The organism is Sphingomonas sp. dw_22, from assembly GCF_018449795.1.
GTDB lineage: Bacteria > Pseudomonadota > Alphaproteobacteria > Sphingomonadales > Sphingomonadaceae > Sphingomonas.
In genome coordinates this window covers 1-14,323 of the sequence record NZ_JAAVVE010000069.1, presented here as the reverse complement: position 1 = coordinate 14,323, position 14,323 = coordinate 1, and the positions used below count along the sequence as shown (strand labels likewise).

At 68.7% G+C, this 14,323-nt stretch carries 17 protein-coding genes; 3 read left to right on the top strand and 14 right to left on the bottom strand.

Features of this window, described 5'->3' with window-relative positions; translation table 11 throughout:
• The 6 genes from HB724_RS20610 to HB724_RS19245 all read right to left on the bottom strand — a co-directional run.
• Positions 1-371 (bottom strand): translation initiation factor IF-2 associated domain-containing protein (locus HB724_RS20610; RefSeq protein ID WP_256731630.1); only part of this gene is annotated, 371 nt, incomplete at its 3' end.
• A gap of 88 nt (positions 372-459) precedes the next feature.
• Positions 460-1,131, bottom strand: coding sequence for a DUF448 domain-containing protein (locus tag HB724_RS19265; protein WP_256731629.1), 672 nt, complete (start codon positions 1,129-1,131; stop codon positions 460-462).
• Positions 1,112-2,761 (bottom strand): transcription termination factor NusA, encoded by a 1,650-nt coding sequence (nusA, locus tag HB724_RS19260; protein WP_213982571.1) that lies wholly within the window; start codon positions 2,759-2,761, stop codon positions 1,112-1,114. Before nusA ends, HB724_RS19265 begins: the two co-directional genes overlap by 20 nt.
• A 3-nt stretch (positions 2,762-2,764) precedes the next feature.
• The gene (gene rimP, locus HB724_RS19255) at positions 2,765-3,310 is read right to left on the bottom strand and encodes a ribosome maturation protein RimP (RefSeq protein ID WP_213982570.1); all 546 of its coding nucleotides are present in this window, start codon (positions 3,308-3,310) and stop codon (positions 2,765-2,767) included.
• A 197-nt stretch (positions 3,311-3,507) separates the two neighbouring features.
• Entirely contained in the window at positions 3,508-3,885 is a 378-nt protein-coding gene (locus HB724_RS19250) for a hotdog fold thioesterase (protein ID WP_213982569.1), read from the bottom strand.
• Positions 3,882-4,331 (bottom strand): PaaI family thioesterase, encoded by a 450-nt coding sequence (locus HB724_RS19245; protein WP_213982568.1) that lies wholly within the window; start codon positions 4,329-4,331, stop codon positions 3,882-3,884. Before HB724_RS19245 ends, HB724_RS19250 begins: the two co-directional genes overlap by 4 nt.
• A 174-nt stretch (positions 4,332-4,505) precedes the next feature.
• On the opposite strand from HB724_RS19245, the gene HB724_RS19240 reads away from it, so the two are divergent.
• The gene (locus tag HB724_RS19240; RefSeq protein WP_213982567.1) at positions 4,506-5,285 is read left to right on the top strand and encodes a crotonase/enoyl-CoA hydratase family protein; all 780 of its coding nucleotides are present in this window, start codon (positions 4,506-4,508) and stop codon (positions 5,283-5,285) included.
• On the opposite strand, the gene HB724_RS19235 is transcribed toward HB724_RS19240, so the two are convergent.
• Both HB724_RS19235 and rarD read right to left on the bottom strand, forming a co-directional pair.
• Entirely contained in the window at positions 5,275-5,643 is a 369-nt protein-coding gene (locus HB724_RS19235) for a DUF427 domain-containing protein (RefSeq protein WP_213982566.1), read from the bottom strand. The genes HB724_RS19240 and HB724_RS19235 overlap by 11 nt on opposite strands.
• Positions 5,640-6,587: an EamA family transporter RarD gene (gene rarD / locus HB724_RS19230; protein WP_213982565.1), complete on the bottom strand. Its 948-nt coding sequence runs from the start codon at positions 6,585-6,587 to the stop codon at positions 5,640-5,642. The genes HB724_RS19235 and rarD overlap by 4 nt, the downstream gene beginning before the upstream one ends.
• Before the next feature lie 145 nt (positions 6,588-6,732).
• Between rarD and HB724_RS19225 the strand changes: the two genes are divergently transcribed.
• Positions 6,733-7,692, top strand: a complete 960-nt coding sequence (locus HB724_RS19225) for a hypothetical protein (protein ID WP_213982564.1) — start codon at positions 6,733-6,735, stop codon at positions 7,690-7,692.
• 3 nt (positions 7,693-7,695) lie between these two features.
• Here the strand turns inward: HB724_RS19225 and HB724_RS19220 are convergent, their stop codons facing one another.
• From HB724_RS19220 to HB724_RS19195, 6 genes are all read right to left on the bottom strand, one after another.
• A complete protein-coding gene (locus HB724_RS19220) occupies positions 7,696-7,995 on the bottom strand; it encodes a YciI-like protein (protein ID WP_213982563.1) in 300 nt (99 codons plus the stop codon).
• Positions 7,996-7,997: 2 nt separating this feature from the next.
• Positions 7,998-8,822 (bottom strand): protein phosphatase 2C domain-containing protein, encoded by an 825-nt coding sequence (locus HB724_RS19215; RefSeq protein ID WP_213982562.1) that lies wholly within the window; start codon positions 8,820-8,822, stop codon positions 7,998-8,000.
• Positions 8,823-8,832: 10 nt separating this feature from the next.
• Positions 8,833-9,327 (bottom strand): GNAT family N-acetyltransferase, encoded by a 495-nt coding sequence (locus HB724_RS19210; RefSeq protein ID WP_213982561.1) that lies wholly within the window; start codon positions 9,325-9,327, stop codon positions 8,833-8,835.
• A 4-nt stretch (positions 9,328-9,331) separates the two neighbouring features.
• Complete coding sequence (locus tag HB724_RS19205; RefSeq protein WP_213982560.1) at positions 9,332-10,597, bottom strand: dihydrolipoamide acetyltransferase family protein; 1,266 nt, start codon at positions 10,595-10,597, stop codon at positions 9,332-9,334.
• Position 10,598: 1 nt separating this feature from the next.
• Positions 10,599-11,603 (bottom strand): alpha-ketoacid dehydrogenase subunit beta, encoded by a 1,005-nt coding sequence (locus tag HB724_RS19200; RefSeq protein WP_213982572.1) that lies wholly within the window; start codon positions 11,601-11,603, stop codon positions 10,599-10,601.
• Positions 11,604-11,748: 145 nt separating this feature from the next.
• Complete coding sequence (locus HB724_RS19195) at positions 11,749-13,014, bottom strand: 3-methyl-2-oxobutanoate dehydrogenase (2-methylpropanoyl-transferring) subunit alpha (protein WP_213982559.1); 1,266 nt, start codon at positions 13,012-13,014, stop codon at positions 11,749-11,751.
• Between the two features lie 185 nt (positions 13,015-13,199).
• On the opposite strand from HB724_RS19195, the gene HB724_RS19190 reads away from it, so the two are divergent.
• Complete coding sequence (locus tag HB724_RS19190) at positions 13,200-13,946, top strand: protein ImuA (protein WP_213982558.1); 747 nt, start codon at positions 13,200-13,202, stop codon at positions 13,944-13,946.
• Positions 13,947-14,323: the final 377 nt, after the last annotated feature.

Genomic DNA, 14,323 nt, shown 5'->3' with positions numbered 1-14,323 from the left:
CAACAGGGGCTCGCCACCGCGCAATCGGACGTCGCGGCCACCCCCCCCCCCCCCGCCCCGGCCACCCACCCCCCCCCCCCCCTCGCCGCCCCCCCCCCCCCCCCCCCCCCCCCCCCCCCCCCCCCGCCTCCTCCCCTCCGCCCGCCCTGGGGGGGGGGGCCGGCGGCGACCGGCGCCGGGGCGGGCGTCTGCTGCTCTTCCTGCGGCGTGCCCTGCGGGCCGAGGACACGGCGGCGCTTCACTTCCACGACCACGGTGTTCGAGCGGCCATGGCTGAAGCTCTGCTTCACCTTGCCCGTCTCGACCGTGCGCTTCAGACCCAGCGGCGCGCGCATGCCCAGTTTCGGCTTGTCGTTGTCGGTATCGCTCATCGCGTACTCAAAATCCTTCGTTAATTCTTCTTACCGGTCGGGCCGCTCGCATAGCGCCGATGCGCCGTGCGAATGGGTTTCGCAAGACTCATGGACTGTGTTCGGGGCCGATAAAGTGCAGCCAACGGTCGAGCGCTTCGCTCACCCGCCTGGCTGCCCGGGCATCGATCAGGCCGGCATGTACCACATTTTCGCGGCCAAGCGCCAAGGACAATATGGTGCGCGGGACCGGCAATGCCAATCCCTTGAGGTCGCTGCCCTCCTGATCGGAGCCGACTCGCCATGCCTGGGCGAGCTTTCGCGACCCGTCCTCGCTCGCATCGGCCGCATGGAGCAGCAAATGGAGCTTGCCCGAACGGGCCGCCTTGTCGAGCTTCTCGCCGCCGGTGACGACCGAGCCCGATCGGGATTCGAGGCCGAGCCGATCGAGCAGGTTGCGCTGGAGCTGCGTCTCGATGCGCGCGCCCAGATCGTCCGGGATGCGAATCTCGCCGGTCTTGAACGCGCGGGACAGCGCGCCCTTCAGCTTGCCCTTGGCCTGCGCGACCTCCAGCTCGGCGCGGGTGACGCCGATCCAGGCGCCGCGACCCGGCGCCTTGGCGCGGACATCGGGCAGCACCTCGCCATCGGGCGAAAGCGCCAGGCGCACGAGATGATCGCGCGCCTCGTGCTCGCCCGAGAGGATGCAGCGGCGGATGGGACCATCCGCCGCGTCATCGATGCCGTTTACGCTCGGCGTCTCATTGCTCGGATTCCGCAACAGCGTCCTCCTCGCCGGCTGCGCCGGTATCAGAGGCGCCGGCGGCCGGAGCCGCCGCTTCGTCCGCGAACCAATGGGCGCGGGCCGCCATGATGATCTCGTTGCCCTGCTCGTCGCTCAGGCCATATTCGGCAAGCACGCCGCCCTTGTCCTGATCGCGCTTGGGCGCATCCTCGTTGCGGCGGCGCGGCTCCTGGCGCTTCTTCTGCACCAGTTCGTCGGTCGCCAGATCGGCGAGGTCGTCGAGCGTCCGGATGCCGGCCTTGCCGAGCGTGACCAGCATCGCCTCGGTCAGGTACGGCATTGTGGCGAGATCGTCCTCGACGCCCAGCGCGCGGCGCTCGGTGCGATTGGCCTCCTCGCGGCGCTCGAGCGCTTCCTGCGCGCGGCTCTGCAGCTCCTGGCCGAGCTCCTCGTCGAAGCCCTCGATTCCGGCGATCTCGTCGAGCTCGACATAGGCGACCTCTTCGAGGCTGCCGAAGCCCTCGGCGACCAGCAGCTGCGCCAGCGTCTCGTCGACGTCGAGCTCGTTCTGGAACATCTCCGAACGCTCGACGAACTCCTTCTGGCGCTTCTCGGAGGCGTCGGCCTCGGTGAGGATGTCGATCGCCTTGGCGGTGAGCTGCGAGGCGAGGCGGACATTCTGGCCGCGGCGGCCGATCGCGAGGCTGAGCTGGTCGTCGGGGACGACGACTTCGATGCGGTCCTCTTCCTCGTCGATCACGACGCGGCTGACATTGGCCGGCTGGAGCGCGTTGACGACGAAGGTCGCGGTATCGGGCGACCAGGGGATGATGTCGATCTTCTCGCCCTGCATCTCCTGCACGACGGCCTGCACGCGGCTGCCCTTCATGCCGACGCAGGCGCCGACCGGATCGATGCTCGAATCATGCGAGATGACGCCGATCTTGGCGCGCGAGCCGGGGTCGCGGGCGGCGGCCTTGATCTCGATGATGCCGTCGTAGATCTCGGGCACTTCCTGCGCGAACAGCTTCTTCATGAAGTCCGGATGCGCGCGGCTGAGGAAGATCTGCGGGCCGCGGTTCTCGCGGCGGACGTTGAGGATGATCGAGCGGACGCGATCGCCGACGCGGACGACTTCGCGCGGGATCTGCTGGTCGCGGCGGATCACGCCCTCGGCGCGGCCGAGATCGACGACCACATGGCCGAACTCGACGCGCTTCACGACGCCGGTGATGATCTCACCCATCCGGTCCTTGAATTCCTCGAACTGGCGTTCGCGCTCGGCGTCGCGGACCTTCTGGAAGATGATCTGCTTCGAAGCCTGGGCCTGGATGCGGCCGAACTCGATCGCGGGCAGCGGATCGACGATGTAATCGCCGACGACCGCGCCCTTCTGGAGCTTCTGCGCGTCCTTGACCGAGACCTGCTTGAAATAATCGTCGACCGCCTCGACCACCTCGACCACGCGCCACAGGCGCAGATCGCCCGAGACCGGATCGAGCTTGGCGCGGATGTCGTTCTCGACACCGTAGCGATTCTTGGCGGCCCGCTGGATCGCGTCCTCCATCGCCTCGATGACGATGGCCTTGTCGATCAGCTTCTCCTTGGCGACCGAATCGGCGATCGCGAGCAGCTCGGCCTTGTTGGCGGAAATGGCAGTGGCCATCCTTTATCCTTCCACTTCGATAATCTTGTCGGCGCCCTCGGGGGAGAGGGGCACGGTTGCGGCGATCAGGGCATCGGTCATCAGCAGCTTGCCGTCGGCGATCTGCGCGAACGGCACGGCGACTTCGCGATGCTTGCGGACGTCGATGGTGACGGTGTCGCCGTCGATACCCGCCAATATTCCGGTGAGCTGCTTGCGGCCGTCCTCGGTGGGGGCGCTCAGGTTGATCCGCGCCTCATGCCCCTTCCAGTCGTCATAGTCCTGGAGGCGGGTGAGCGGGCGATCGATGCCCGGCGAGCTGACCTCCAGCCGATAGGCATGGTCGATCGGATCGCGGCCGGCGGCCTCCAGCTCATCGAGCCGATCCGAGATGCGGCGCGAGAGATCGGCGCAATCGTCGATCGTGAGCTGGCGCGTATCGGGGCGCTCGGCCATGATCTGGAGCGTCGGATCGCTCTGCCCGCCGAACATCTTGACGCGCACGAGCGCGAGCCCGAGCGCCTGGGCTTCGGGTTCGATCAACCTGGTCAGTGCGGCGATGTCCGCCATCGGGTCTCCGGCAATCAGATAAGCAGCTTTGGCGCCGGGGCCCTGCGGGCTCCGACCTCGATCATGTTTGACGATGTCCGAGAAAGCACGCGCTATATACGCGCTGCGATGCGCTGCGGCAAGACCCTGTGGCGAGGGTGGAAAGGCCCGGTGTCGTCCGCACCGGCACCTGCCCGACGGAATCGGCGATTCGGCGCCTAGCGCACGATCAGATAGTTCATCCGCGCCTTGGCGATCGGGCGGTCGGGTTCGCCCTGCCAGGCGACCGCCTCGACATTGGCGACGCGATTGCCGAGGCGGGTGACGGTGCCCTGGGCGCGGGTCGGCTTTTCGCGACCACCGCGCATATAATCGACGGTCACGTTGATCGGCTTGATCCGGCCGCCGCCATCGGCCTCCAGCGCATGCCATAGCGCCACCACCGCCGCCATTTCGAGCAACCCGCCGATCGCCCCGCCATGGACGAAGTGCGGCCGACCGACCACGTCCGGGCCGAACGGCATCACCAGCACGGGGGCATGTTCGTCGGGCTCGACGGTGAGGCCCAGGAACTCGGCATAGGGCGGCAGCTTCACCAATAGCCCTCCGCCGCCATGAACGTGCCCGCGACATGCGCCAGCGGATCGGCCGGATCGCCGTCATGCGCCTGGCCGCGCACGAACGCGATCGAGCGGGTGATGCGATAGCATTCGCCATGCCCGATCACCGTCTGCCCCGGCCGGGCAGGGCGCAGATAATCGATGCGCAGGTCGAGCGTCGCATGCGGCTTGAACGCGCCGACCCTGCGCCACACGCCGACGCTGGTCGCCATGTCCATCAGCGCCAGGATCGGCCCCGATGCGAGCACGCCGGAGGACGGATCGCCGATCAGCGCATCGGCATAGGGCAGCGCCAGCTCCGCCCAGTCATCGCCATGCGCGCGATGGACGATCGCGAGCCGATTGCCATGGCCGAGCAGCCGGGCATCGAAGAACAGGCGCGGATCGAAGCCGGTGGAGGGGGCATTGTCGTCGCCAGGCATGGCCGGGCACTAGCCGTGCCTGCGCGCCCACGCAAATGCGGGGGAACATTACGCCGTGGAGCGGGCACGGCTCGAACCGGGCCGGCTGATGCTCCATCGGCTGCTCGGCGGCACCTGAATCTTCGTTTCCGCTCCCCTGTTTTGCCTTATGCACGGCGGAAAAGGAGAGCGAGGATGACCGAACATCGGGTGGCGATCAGCATCGAGGGCGGCGTAGCCGATGTGCGGCTGGCGCGGCCGGACAAGCTCAATGCGCTCGATCCGGCGATGTTCGCCGGGATCATCGCGGCGATCACCGAGCTGGAGGCGACGCCGGGACTGCATGCGGTGGTGCTGTCCGGCGAAGGGCGCGGCTTTTGCGCGGGGCTCGACATGGCGAGCATGGCGTCGGCGGGAACGGGCACCGATCTGGCGACGCGCACCCATGGCCTCGCCAATGATTTCCAGCAGGTCGCCTGGGGCTGGCGGACACTGGGCGTGCCGGTGATCGCGGCAGTGCACGGCGTGGCGTTCGGCGGGGGCCTGCAGATCGCCAGCGGGGCGGACGTGCGGATCGCGGCGCCCGATGCGCGGCTGGCGGTGATGGAGATGAAATGGGGCATCGTGCCCGATATGGCCGGCTTCGCGCTGTGGCGCGGCAATGTGCGCGACGATGCGCTGCGCGAGCTGGCTTACACCGCGCGCGAGTTCGGCGCGGAGGAGGCGCTGGCGCTGGGCTTCGTCACCCGCATCGCCGAGGATCCGCATGGGGAGGCGATGGCGCTGGCCCGGGCGATAGCGGGGCGCAACCCGCATGCGGTCCGCGCCGCCAAGCGGCTCGCCAATCTGGAGGGCGACGCCGCCGCGATCCTGACCGCCGAAAGCGCCGAGCAGGCGGCGCTGCTGCGCTCGCCCAATCAGATCGAGGCGGTGACGGCGAACCTGCAGAAGCGCCCGGCCAGCTTCACGGATTGACCTCGATCCCGTCGACGCGATCGGGATAGAAAGCGAGATGGCCGCTTATCTCGGCGACCGCGTCATAGGGCGCCTCATAGCTCCACACCGCGTTCGCCGTGCCGCCGCGCACCGAATAATAGGATGCCTCGCCCTTATAGGGGCAATAGCTCGCATGGTCGCTGCGTTCGAGCAGGTCCATCGCGGCATCCTCGCGCGGGATGTAATAGACCAGCGGGTAGCTCGCTTCCTGGAGCGCCAGCGCGCGGCGCGTGTCGGCGATCACCTTGCCGCCGGCGCGGACCACGACATGCGCTTCGCCGGGGGTGACGGTGATGGGATGATCGGGGCCGGGGATCTTCACGGGACGGTTGGTCATGGCGCGTTTTCCTGTTGCTGCGCGCTGATATGGGGCGTCGCGGCCGGCCTTCCAGCAGCGGATGCCTTGAGCGCGCGCAGGCTGTCCCACGCATAGAGCGCGCAGCCGCTCCAGATCAGCGCGAAGGTGACGAGGTGCGCGGTGTGGACGGGCTCGCCGAACAGCAGCACCGCCTCCAGGAATTGCAGCGAGGGCGCGAGATACTGGAGCAGGCCGAGCGTGGCATAGGGCATGCGGCGGGCGGCGGCGGCGAAGAGCAGCAGCGGCGTGGCGGTGACGGCGCCGGCGAGCACCAGCAGCATGTCGAGATGGCGGGAATGGCCGAACGCGCCCTCCCCCGTGCTCGCTGCATAAGCGAGCCAGGCGGCGCAGACCGGGGCGAGCAGCAGCGTCTCGACGGTGAGGCCGCCCAGCGCATCGATCGCCACGACCTTGCGCACCAGGCCATAGGCGCCGAAGCTGGCGGCGAGCGAAAGCGGGATCCACAGCGATCCGACGCCGTCGAACGCCAGCACCACCACGCCGACCGCGGCGATCCCGATGGCGACGCCCTGGATGCGCCGCAGCCGCTCGCCCAATATCGCGACGCCCAGCGCGACATTGACCAGCGGATTGATGAAATAGCCCAGGCTCGCCTCGAGCACATGATCGTTCTGGACCGCCCAGATATAGACGATCCAGTTGACTGCGATCAGCGCGGCGCTGGCGAAAAGCAGCAACAAGGTACGCCGCTGCCGCGCGGCGGCGAGGATCGCGGGACCGCGGCGGAGCAGGATCACGATCACGGCGAGCAGCAGCAGCGACCAGAGCACGCGGTGCGCGAGCACTTGGAGCGAGGGCACGCCCTTCAGCAGGTGGATGTAGAGCGGCAGCACGCCCCACAGCGCATAGGCGCCGACGCCGAGCGCGAGGCCCTGGGCATCGGGAGGGGAGGAACGGGTCATGCCGCGCGGTTGAGCCGATCGCGCGGCGCGGCGCAAGCAAGCGCGGCTTGGGGATCGCAAAGCGGAAAGCGCGCCCGATACGGACCTTCACGGCCATTGCCGGTATCAAGCGCCGGCTCTAAAGTACGGCAACAAGGGGGAAACCATGACCGACGAAGCCGAGCAGGCAGGCACGCACGCGCCGCAGGACCATCCCGTGATCGCCGTGCTGGCGGGCTGCGCCGTGCTGGTGCTGGCGGCGGTGATCGGGCCGCGGCTGGCGCCCCAGCAACCTTATGCGACGCTGGTGATCGGCGGGGCGGCGCTGGCGGTGCTGCTCTGGGCGATCGGGTTCGTCGTCACCATCCGCCGCTCGCCGCTGACATGGAAGCTGGGATCGCTGGCGATCCTGGCCGTCGCAGGTGTCGCCACCGGGCTGGTCGCGCACGGCCAATACCAGACGCGGGCGCGGGCGGATGCGAGCAGCTTCGCCGAAGTCGAGTTCGGCCCCCAGGGCGCGCCGCAACTGCCGGGCGACGCATCGGCGCGCGGGCCGATCTCGCGGCTGTTCGTCGAAGGGGCCCAGGCGAATGCCGCCGAGCAGCGCGACTATGCGGCGGCGCTCGGCAAGTTCGGCGCGGGCGCGCTCACCAGCCCCTATCTGCTCCAGCAGGATCCGCGCGCGATCGGCCATTGCGGCGAGATCGAGAGCGTCCGGACGCTGGCACGCCAGCAGAGCGACGCGCGCGCCGGGCGCCGGGAGAAACTGCGCCGGACGATCGATGCGGCAACGCTTTCGGGGCAGGCGAAACAGGGCATCGCCATCATGACCGGCACCGACGCGGCGGCGGGCAAGGACGATACGCTGCTGGCGAACCAGCTCGCGATGCTCGACGCGACGGGCGAGCTCTGCACGCTGCTCGCGCGGCATGGCTGGTATAACGACAACGCCTATTTCGGTTTCAACAATCCGGGCGACAAGGCACGCTTCGATGCGCTCGCCGCGCGGCGCAAGGCGCTTGCAGGCGAAACAGCGCGGATCGAGCGCGGGGCGACCGAACGGATGCAGCAGGGCCGCGATCAGATACGCGACGCGCTCAGCCGATCGATCTTCGTGCCGGAATAGGGCTCAGGCCGGCCGCACCGGTCTGGCCGCCGCCGCGCCGACGACGGTGATCCAGGGCAGCACTTCCCAGCGCGTGACGAGCCCTTCCGCCACATAGGGATCGCTCTTGGCAAAGGCGCGTGCGGCTTCCGCATCGGCGAAGAGCAGCAGCACGCTTTCCACCGGATCGCCGACCGCGCCGCCGAGCAGCAGCGTGCCCTGCTCCGAAGCCGCCCAGGCCAAAGCGAGATGCCGGTCGCGGAACTGCGCGCGGCGATCGAGATAATCGGGGGCGAGCGTGTAGCGCAGCAGGAAATGAGCCATGCTCAGCCGCCGATTCGCAGCCACAGCGCCGTCGCGTCGTCCGATATCTTGAAGCGCGGGAAGCGGGTGCAGGCGGCGTCGTCGGCTTCGATCTCGCGCAGGCGGATGCCGAGCCGGGCCAGGCCATGCTCGGCGAGCGCGTCCATCAGCGCCGTGGCGTCGAACGCGGCATAGGCGTCGATCAGCGCGGAGAAGCCGTCGCTCATCAGCAGCAGTTCGTCGCCGGGGGCGCAGGGCATGCGGGCGACCTCAAGCTGGCGCATCGTCTCCGGCTCGACGCCGAGCACGGCGATGCCGGGGCGGCTGCGCGAGACGCGGAGATTCTCGAGGATCGGGGCGCTCTTCTTGACGTTGCCCAGACCATGCTCGGCCATGCTGGCGGCGCGTTCGGCCTCGGCATCCTTGGCCTCGCGCACGGGGCCGAAGCGCGTGACTCGATCGCCGCTGCGCAACAGGCCGACGCAATCGCCGAGCCAGCCGCATTCCAGCGTGTTCTCGGCAAGACGGGCGGCGAGGAACGCGGCCATCGGCAGCTCCCAGCGGCCGAGCGGATCGCGGGTGCGCGTCGCCGCATAGGCGGCGGCGAGATGTGCGGCGACGGCCTCGCACATCGCCTCGATCGATGCGGCATCGGCGGCAGTGAAGGCGGCATGCGCCTCACCCGACAGCCAGGCCGCACCGCCCCGCGCACCCATCAGCCCCGGCGGGCCGAGATCGGTGGCGCCGTCGATCACCCAGCCATGGGCATGGGCCGCGCCCGCGCGATCGTCATTGGGGGTATCGGAGGCGCCGGCGAGGCTGAGCGACTGGATCAGATCGAAATGCATGGCCCTGTCCCTAATGCCCGATTGTGACGCGCGCTGGGCGGACCATGTAACGGGCATCGGCGCCATAGCTGGCGAGCTTGCGCCGCAGATCGGGGCGATCGGCCTCGGCAAAGCCCTGGGCGCGCCAGAAGGCGGCGGAATCGTTGACCGAAACCAGCGCGATCGGCGCGGCGACGCGCGCGAAGAGCATGGCGAGCCCGGCCGCGGCCTGGCCCTGCCCGCGCGCTTCGGGCAGCAGCGCGAGATCGTGGAGATAATAGGTATCGCGCGCCTCGGGCAGGCTGCCGAGCAGCGTATCGAGCGGCGGGATCTCGCCCAGCGGCCAAGGATAGGCAATCAGATAGCCACGCACCCGGCTCCCCTCCGCCAGCACGAAACAGAGCCCAGGGCAGAGCGCGAGCCGCTCGGCGAAGCAGGCCCGGCCCTCCGGGTGATCGGGAAACGCGATGGCCGCGACGGCGACGACGCCGTCCAAGTCGTCCGCCGTCATCGCTCGCCAGCGCATGGCCTCAATCCGCGAAGAGCAGCGCCGGGGTTTCGAGCAGCTTCTTCACCGCCTGGACGAAGCTCGCCGCATCCCAGCCGTCGACGACGCGGTGATCGCACGAGATCGAGAGGTTCATCAGCTTGGCGCGGACGATGTCGTCGCCCTGGAAGATGGGGCGCTCGACGATCTTGTTGGGGCCGATGATCGCGACTTCCGGCCGGTTGATGACGGGCGTAGTGGCGATGCCGCCGAGCGGGCCGAGCGAGGTGACGGTGAGGGTCGAGCCCGAAAGCTCCTCCGGCTTCGCCTTGCCGGTGCGCGCGGCATCGGCGAGACGGCCGATCTCGGTGGCGAGCTGCCAGACGTTACGATCCTGCGCGTCGCGGATGACGGGAACCATCAGGCCCGCATCGGTCTGCGTCGCCATGCCGAGATGGACGCGGCCATGGCGGGTGACGACGCCCGCTTCGTCGTCATAGCGCGCGTTTATCATCGGGAAATCGGGGACCGTGCGGCAGATCGCGACGATCAGGAAGGGCAGCATCGTCAGCTTGGGGCGGTTGCCGCGATTGTCGTTGAGGTCGCCGCGCATCGCCTCCAGCGCGGTGACGTCGATCTCCTCGACATAGGTGAAGTGCGGGATGGCGCGCTTCGACGCCGCCATGTTCTCGGCGATGCGGCGGCGCATGCCGATGACCTTGACCGCCTCGTCCGCGCGGGCGCGATCGGCATGCGGGGCGTGATAGCCCTGGCCACTGCCATAGCGGAGATAGGCGTCGAGATCGGAATGGCGCAGGCGATCACCCTCGGCCTTCACCTGGGCGAGATCGATGCCGAGATCCTGGGCGCGAGCGCGGACGGCGGGGCTGGCGAGGACGTGCCTCTGCGCGCGCTCGCCATCGGGGAGAGGGGCCTGAATCGCGGGAGCGGGCTGTTCCTCACTGCCCCTCTCCCAACCCTCTCCCCGGAGGGGAGAGGGCTTTTCTTCCTCCACGCCAGGCGTCTCGGCTTCGACCTCTTCGGAGACCGGCGCTTCCGACACCTCGCCGTCGGTCTCGACCACCATCAGCGCGGAGCCGATCGCGACCTGGTCGCCAACTTCGCCGGCCAGCTCCAGCACCGTGCCGGAGACGGGGGATTCCATCTCGACGGTGGCCTTGTCGGTCATCATGTCGGCGACCTGCTGGTCCTCCTCCACGCGATCGCCGATCTTGACGTGCCAGGCGACGATCTCGGCCTCGGCGATGCCTTCGCCGATGTCGGGCAGGCGGAAAGTGAAGCGTGCCATGTCAGTCCTTCAGGATTTTCTTGAGCGCCGTGCCGATGCGCACGGGCCCGGGGAAATAGGCCCATTCCAGGCTGTGCGGATATGGCGTGTCGAAGCCGGTGACGCGCTCGATCGGCGCCTCCAGGTGATAGAAGCAGCGTTCCTGGACGAGCGCGGAAAGCTCGGCGCCGAAGCCGCCGGTGCGCGTCGCCTCATGGACGATCAGGCAGCGGCCGGTCTTCTTCACCGATTCCTCGATCGCCTCGATATCGAGCGGCACCAGCGTCCGCAGGTCGATGATCTCGGCGTCGACGCCCATCTCCTCCACCGTGTTCGCCACGACATGGACCATCGTGCCGTAGCACAGGATCGTCACCGCCTCGCCCGAGCGGACGGTCGCGGCCTTGCCGAGCGGGATCCTGTAATAGCCGGTCGGCACTTCGCCCGCCGGATGCGCCGACCAGTTGCGCGAGGGGCGGTCGTAATGGCCGTCGAACGGGCCGTTATAGATGCGCTTGGGCTCGAGGAAGAGCGTGGGATCATTGTCCTCGATCGCGGCGATCAGCAGCCCCTTGGCGTCATAGGGCGTGGACGGGATCACCGTCTTGATGCCCGAGACATGGGTGAAGATGCCCTCGGGGCTCTGCGAATGGGTCTGGCCGCCGAAGATGCCGCCGCCATAGGGCGAGCGCACCGTGATCGGCGCGATGAAGTCCGCCGCCGAGCGATAGCGCAGCCGCGCCGCCTCCGACACGAGCTGGTCGAGCGCGGGATAGATGTAGTCAGCGAACTGAATCTCGGGCACCGGGCGCAGGCCGTATGCGCCCATGCCGATCGCTACGCCGATGATGCCGATCTCGGTGATCGGCGTGTCGAAGGCGCGGGTCTTGCCGTATTTGGCCTGGAGACCCGCGGTGGCGCGGAAGACGCCGCCGAAAAAGCCGACATCCTCGCCCATAACGACGACGTCAGGGTCGCGCTCCATCATCACGTCCATGGCGGAATTGATCGCCTGGATCATGTTCATGCGGGCGGTGGTCTGGTTGTCGTCGGTCATTCCCCACCCTCCGTCATCCCGGCGAAGGCCGGGATCCAGGAATCACGAGCGATGTCCCATGGGGCGCTGGATCCCGGCCTGCGCCGGGATGACGAAAGAAAAATCATGGCGCGCATCACAGCCCGGCCGCCTTCTGCTCATCGAGCATCTGCTGCGACTGTTCCTTCAGATGCCACGGCATCTCCTCGAACACGCCCTCGAACATCGAATCGAAGGGCTGGTGCATGCCGTGGCCGAGGATGCCGTTCTTCTCGGCCTCCTTCTGCGCGGCCTTGACCGTCTCGGCGAGTTCCAAGTCCTGCGCCTGATGCCGTTCCTCGTCCCATTCGCCGATCGCGATCAGATGGTCCTTCAAGCGCCGGATCGGGTCGCCGAGCGGCCAGGCATTGGGCTCGCCCGCCGAGCGATAGGCGGTGGGATCGTCGGAGGTGGAATGGCCCTCGGCGCGATAGGTGAAATGCTCGATCAGCGTCGGCCCCTGATTGGTGCGGGCGCGCTCGGCCGCCCAGTCCATCGCCGCATAGACCGCGAGCGCGTCGTTGCCGTCCACCCGCAGCCCGGCGATGCCATAGCCGATCGCCCGCGCTGCGAAGGTGGTCGCCTCCGCGCCCGCGAAGCCCGAGAACGAGCTGATCGCCCATTGATTGTTGACGATGTTGAGGATGACGGGCGCGCGATAGACGCTGGCGAAGGTGCAGGCCGAGTGGAAGTCGCCCTCGGCCGTCGATCCCTCGCCGCACCAGGTGGCGGCGATGCGGCTGTCGCCCTTGGCCGCGCTCGCCATCGCCCAGCCCACCGCCTGGGGATATTGCGTCGCGAGATTGCCCGAGATCGAGAAGAATCCCGTCTCCTTCGACGAATACATGATCGGCAGCTGGCGGCCCTGGAGCGGATCGCCCTTGTTCGAATAGATCTGGTTCATCATCGCCACGAGCGGATAGCCGCGGGTGATGAGGATGCCCTGCTGGCGATAGCTGGGGAAGCACATGTCGTCGCCGGCCAGCGCCATCGCCGCGCCGATCGAGACGGCCTCCTCGCCGGTGGACTTCATGTAGAAGCTGGTCTTGCCCTGGCGCTGGGCGCGGAACATGCGCTCGTCGAACGCACGGGTGAGCGCCATGGCGCGCAGCATCCGGCGCTTGGCGTCCGCGTCAAGCCGCGGCGCCCAGGGGCCGACCGCCTGGCCCGATTCGTCGAGCACGCGGATCAGGCCATAGGCCAATTCGTGGAAGCTATCCGCGGGCGCCGCCGTGTCGGGGCGACGCGTGGCGCCGGCGGGCGGCACCTCGACATCGCTGAAATCGGCTTCGTCGCCGGGCCGGAACCTCGGCTCGGGCACGTGCAGCGAAAGCGGCGGCAGGTTGGCGCGCTGGCCCGTCAACGATTCTCTCCGATCTGGTCCATGGCGCCGGGCGGCGCATCGACTCAATGTTTCACGCGGCTGTTATAAAATTACAATGGCTTTGGCGAGTCCCCGGCAAAAATCCCCGGGATTGACTCTGGCGGCATATGGAACAGAATAGGAACATTCCCTGTTCCCGAGTCGTGAGCACCAAAAGCATAGCCGTGGCCGATCCCGCCGTCCTGAAGCAGTTGCGCGAGACATTAAGCGGTCTCGAGACCGGCGGGTTCCGCCGCCGGCCGGCATTGCCGTTCGGAATCGGCGCGATCGATTCGCGGCTCGCCGATGGCGGGCTGCGGCTCGACGCGCTGCACGAAATCGCGGGCGGCGGCAGCGACATGGCCGATGATTGCGCGGCGACGCTGTTCATGGCCGGCATCGCCGCGCGCGCCTGGGGGCCGGTGCTGTGGGTAGTGCGGCGGCGCGACCTGTTCGCACCGGGGCTGGCGCAGGTGGGGCTGGAGCACAAGCGGCTGATCTATGCCGAGGCGGCCGACGATGCCGAGCTGCTGGCGATCATGGAGGAAGGGCTGCGCCATCGCGGGCTGGGCGCGGTGATCGGCGAGGCCAGGCGGGCCGACATGACCGCGACGCGGCGGCTCCAGCTCGCGGCCGAGGGCGGGCGGACGATCGCGCTGCTGATGAAGCGCCATGCCCGCGAGGGCAGCGACCCATTGCGGGTGCCCTCCGCCGCGGTGACGCGCTGGCGGGTGGCGTGCGCGCCGTCTTCGCCGCTGCCGGTGGCGGGCGTGGGGCGTGCGCGCTGGCGGCTGACGCTGGTGCGGCAAAAGGGGGGAGAAGGTTTCGAACAGTTAGTGGAGGCGTGCGATGCAACGGGTCGCTGCGCTCTACCTGCCGCATTGGGCCATCGAAAGGCTGCGGCGGGCGGAGCGGACCGTCAGGCCGCCTGAGACGCTTCCGCCGGCTTCGGCCGAGCCGAGCCGGATCAAGCCGGCCTCGCACGAGGGCCATTGGCGGCCGGGTGCGCGGTGGGCGCAGGATGAGTCGCCCCAAATCCTCCCCGGCACGGGGAGGGGGACCGCGCCCGCAGGGCGTGGTGGAGGGGCCGCCGTCACAGACGGCGGTGTTCCACCGCCGCCCCTCCACCATGCTTCGCATGGTCCCCCTCTCCGTACCGGGGAGGATTTAGTGCCCCTCATCACCTCCATCCGCACCGGCAACCGCATCGAGATCGCCGCCGCCTGCCCGCATGCGCTGGCGCTGGGACTGCGGCCGGGCATGGCGGTCACCCAGGCGCGCGCGCAGGTGCGGGGGATCGATGTTCGCC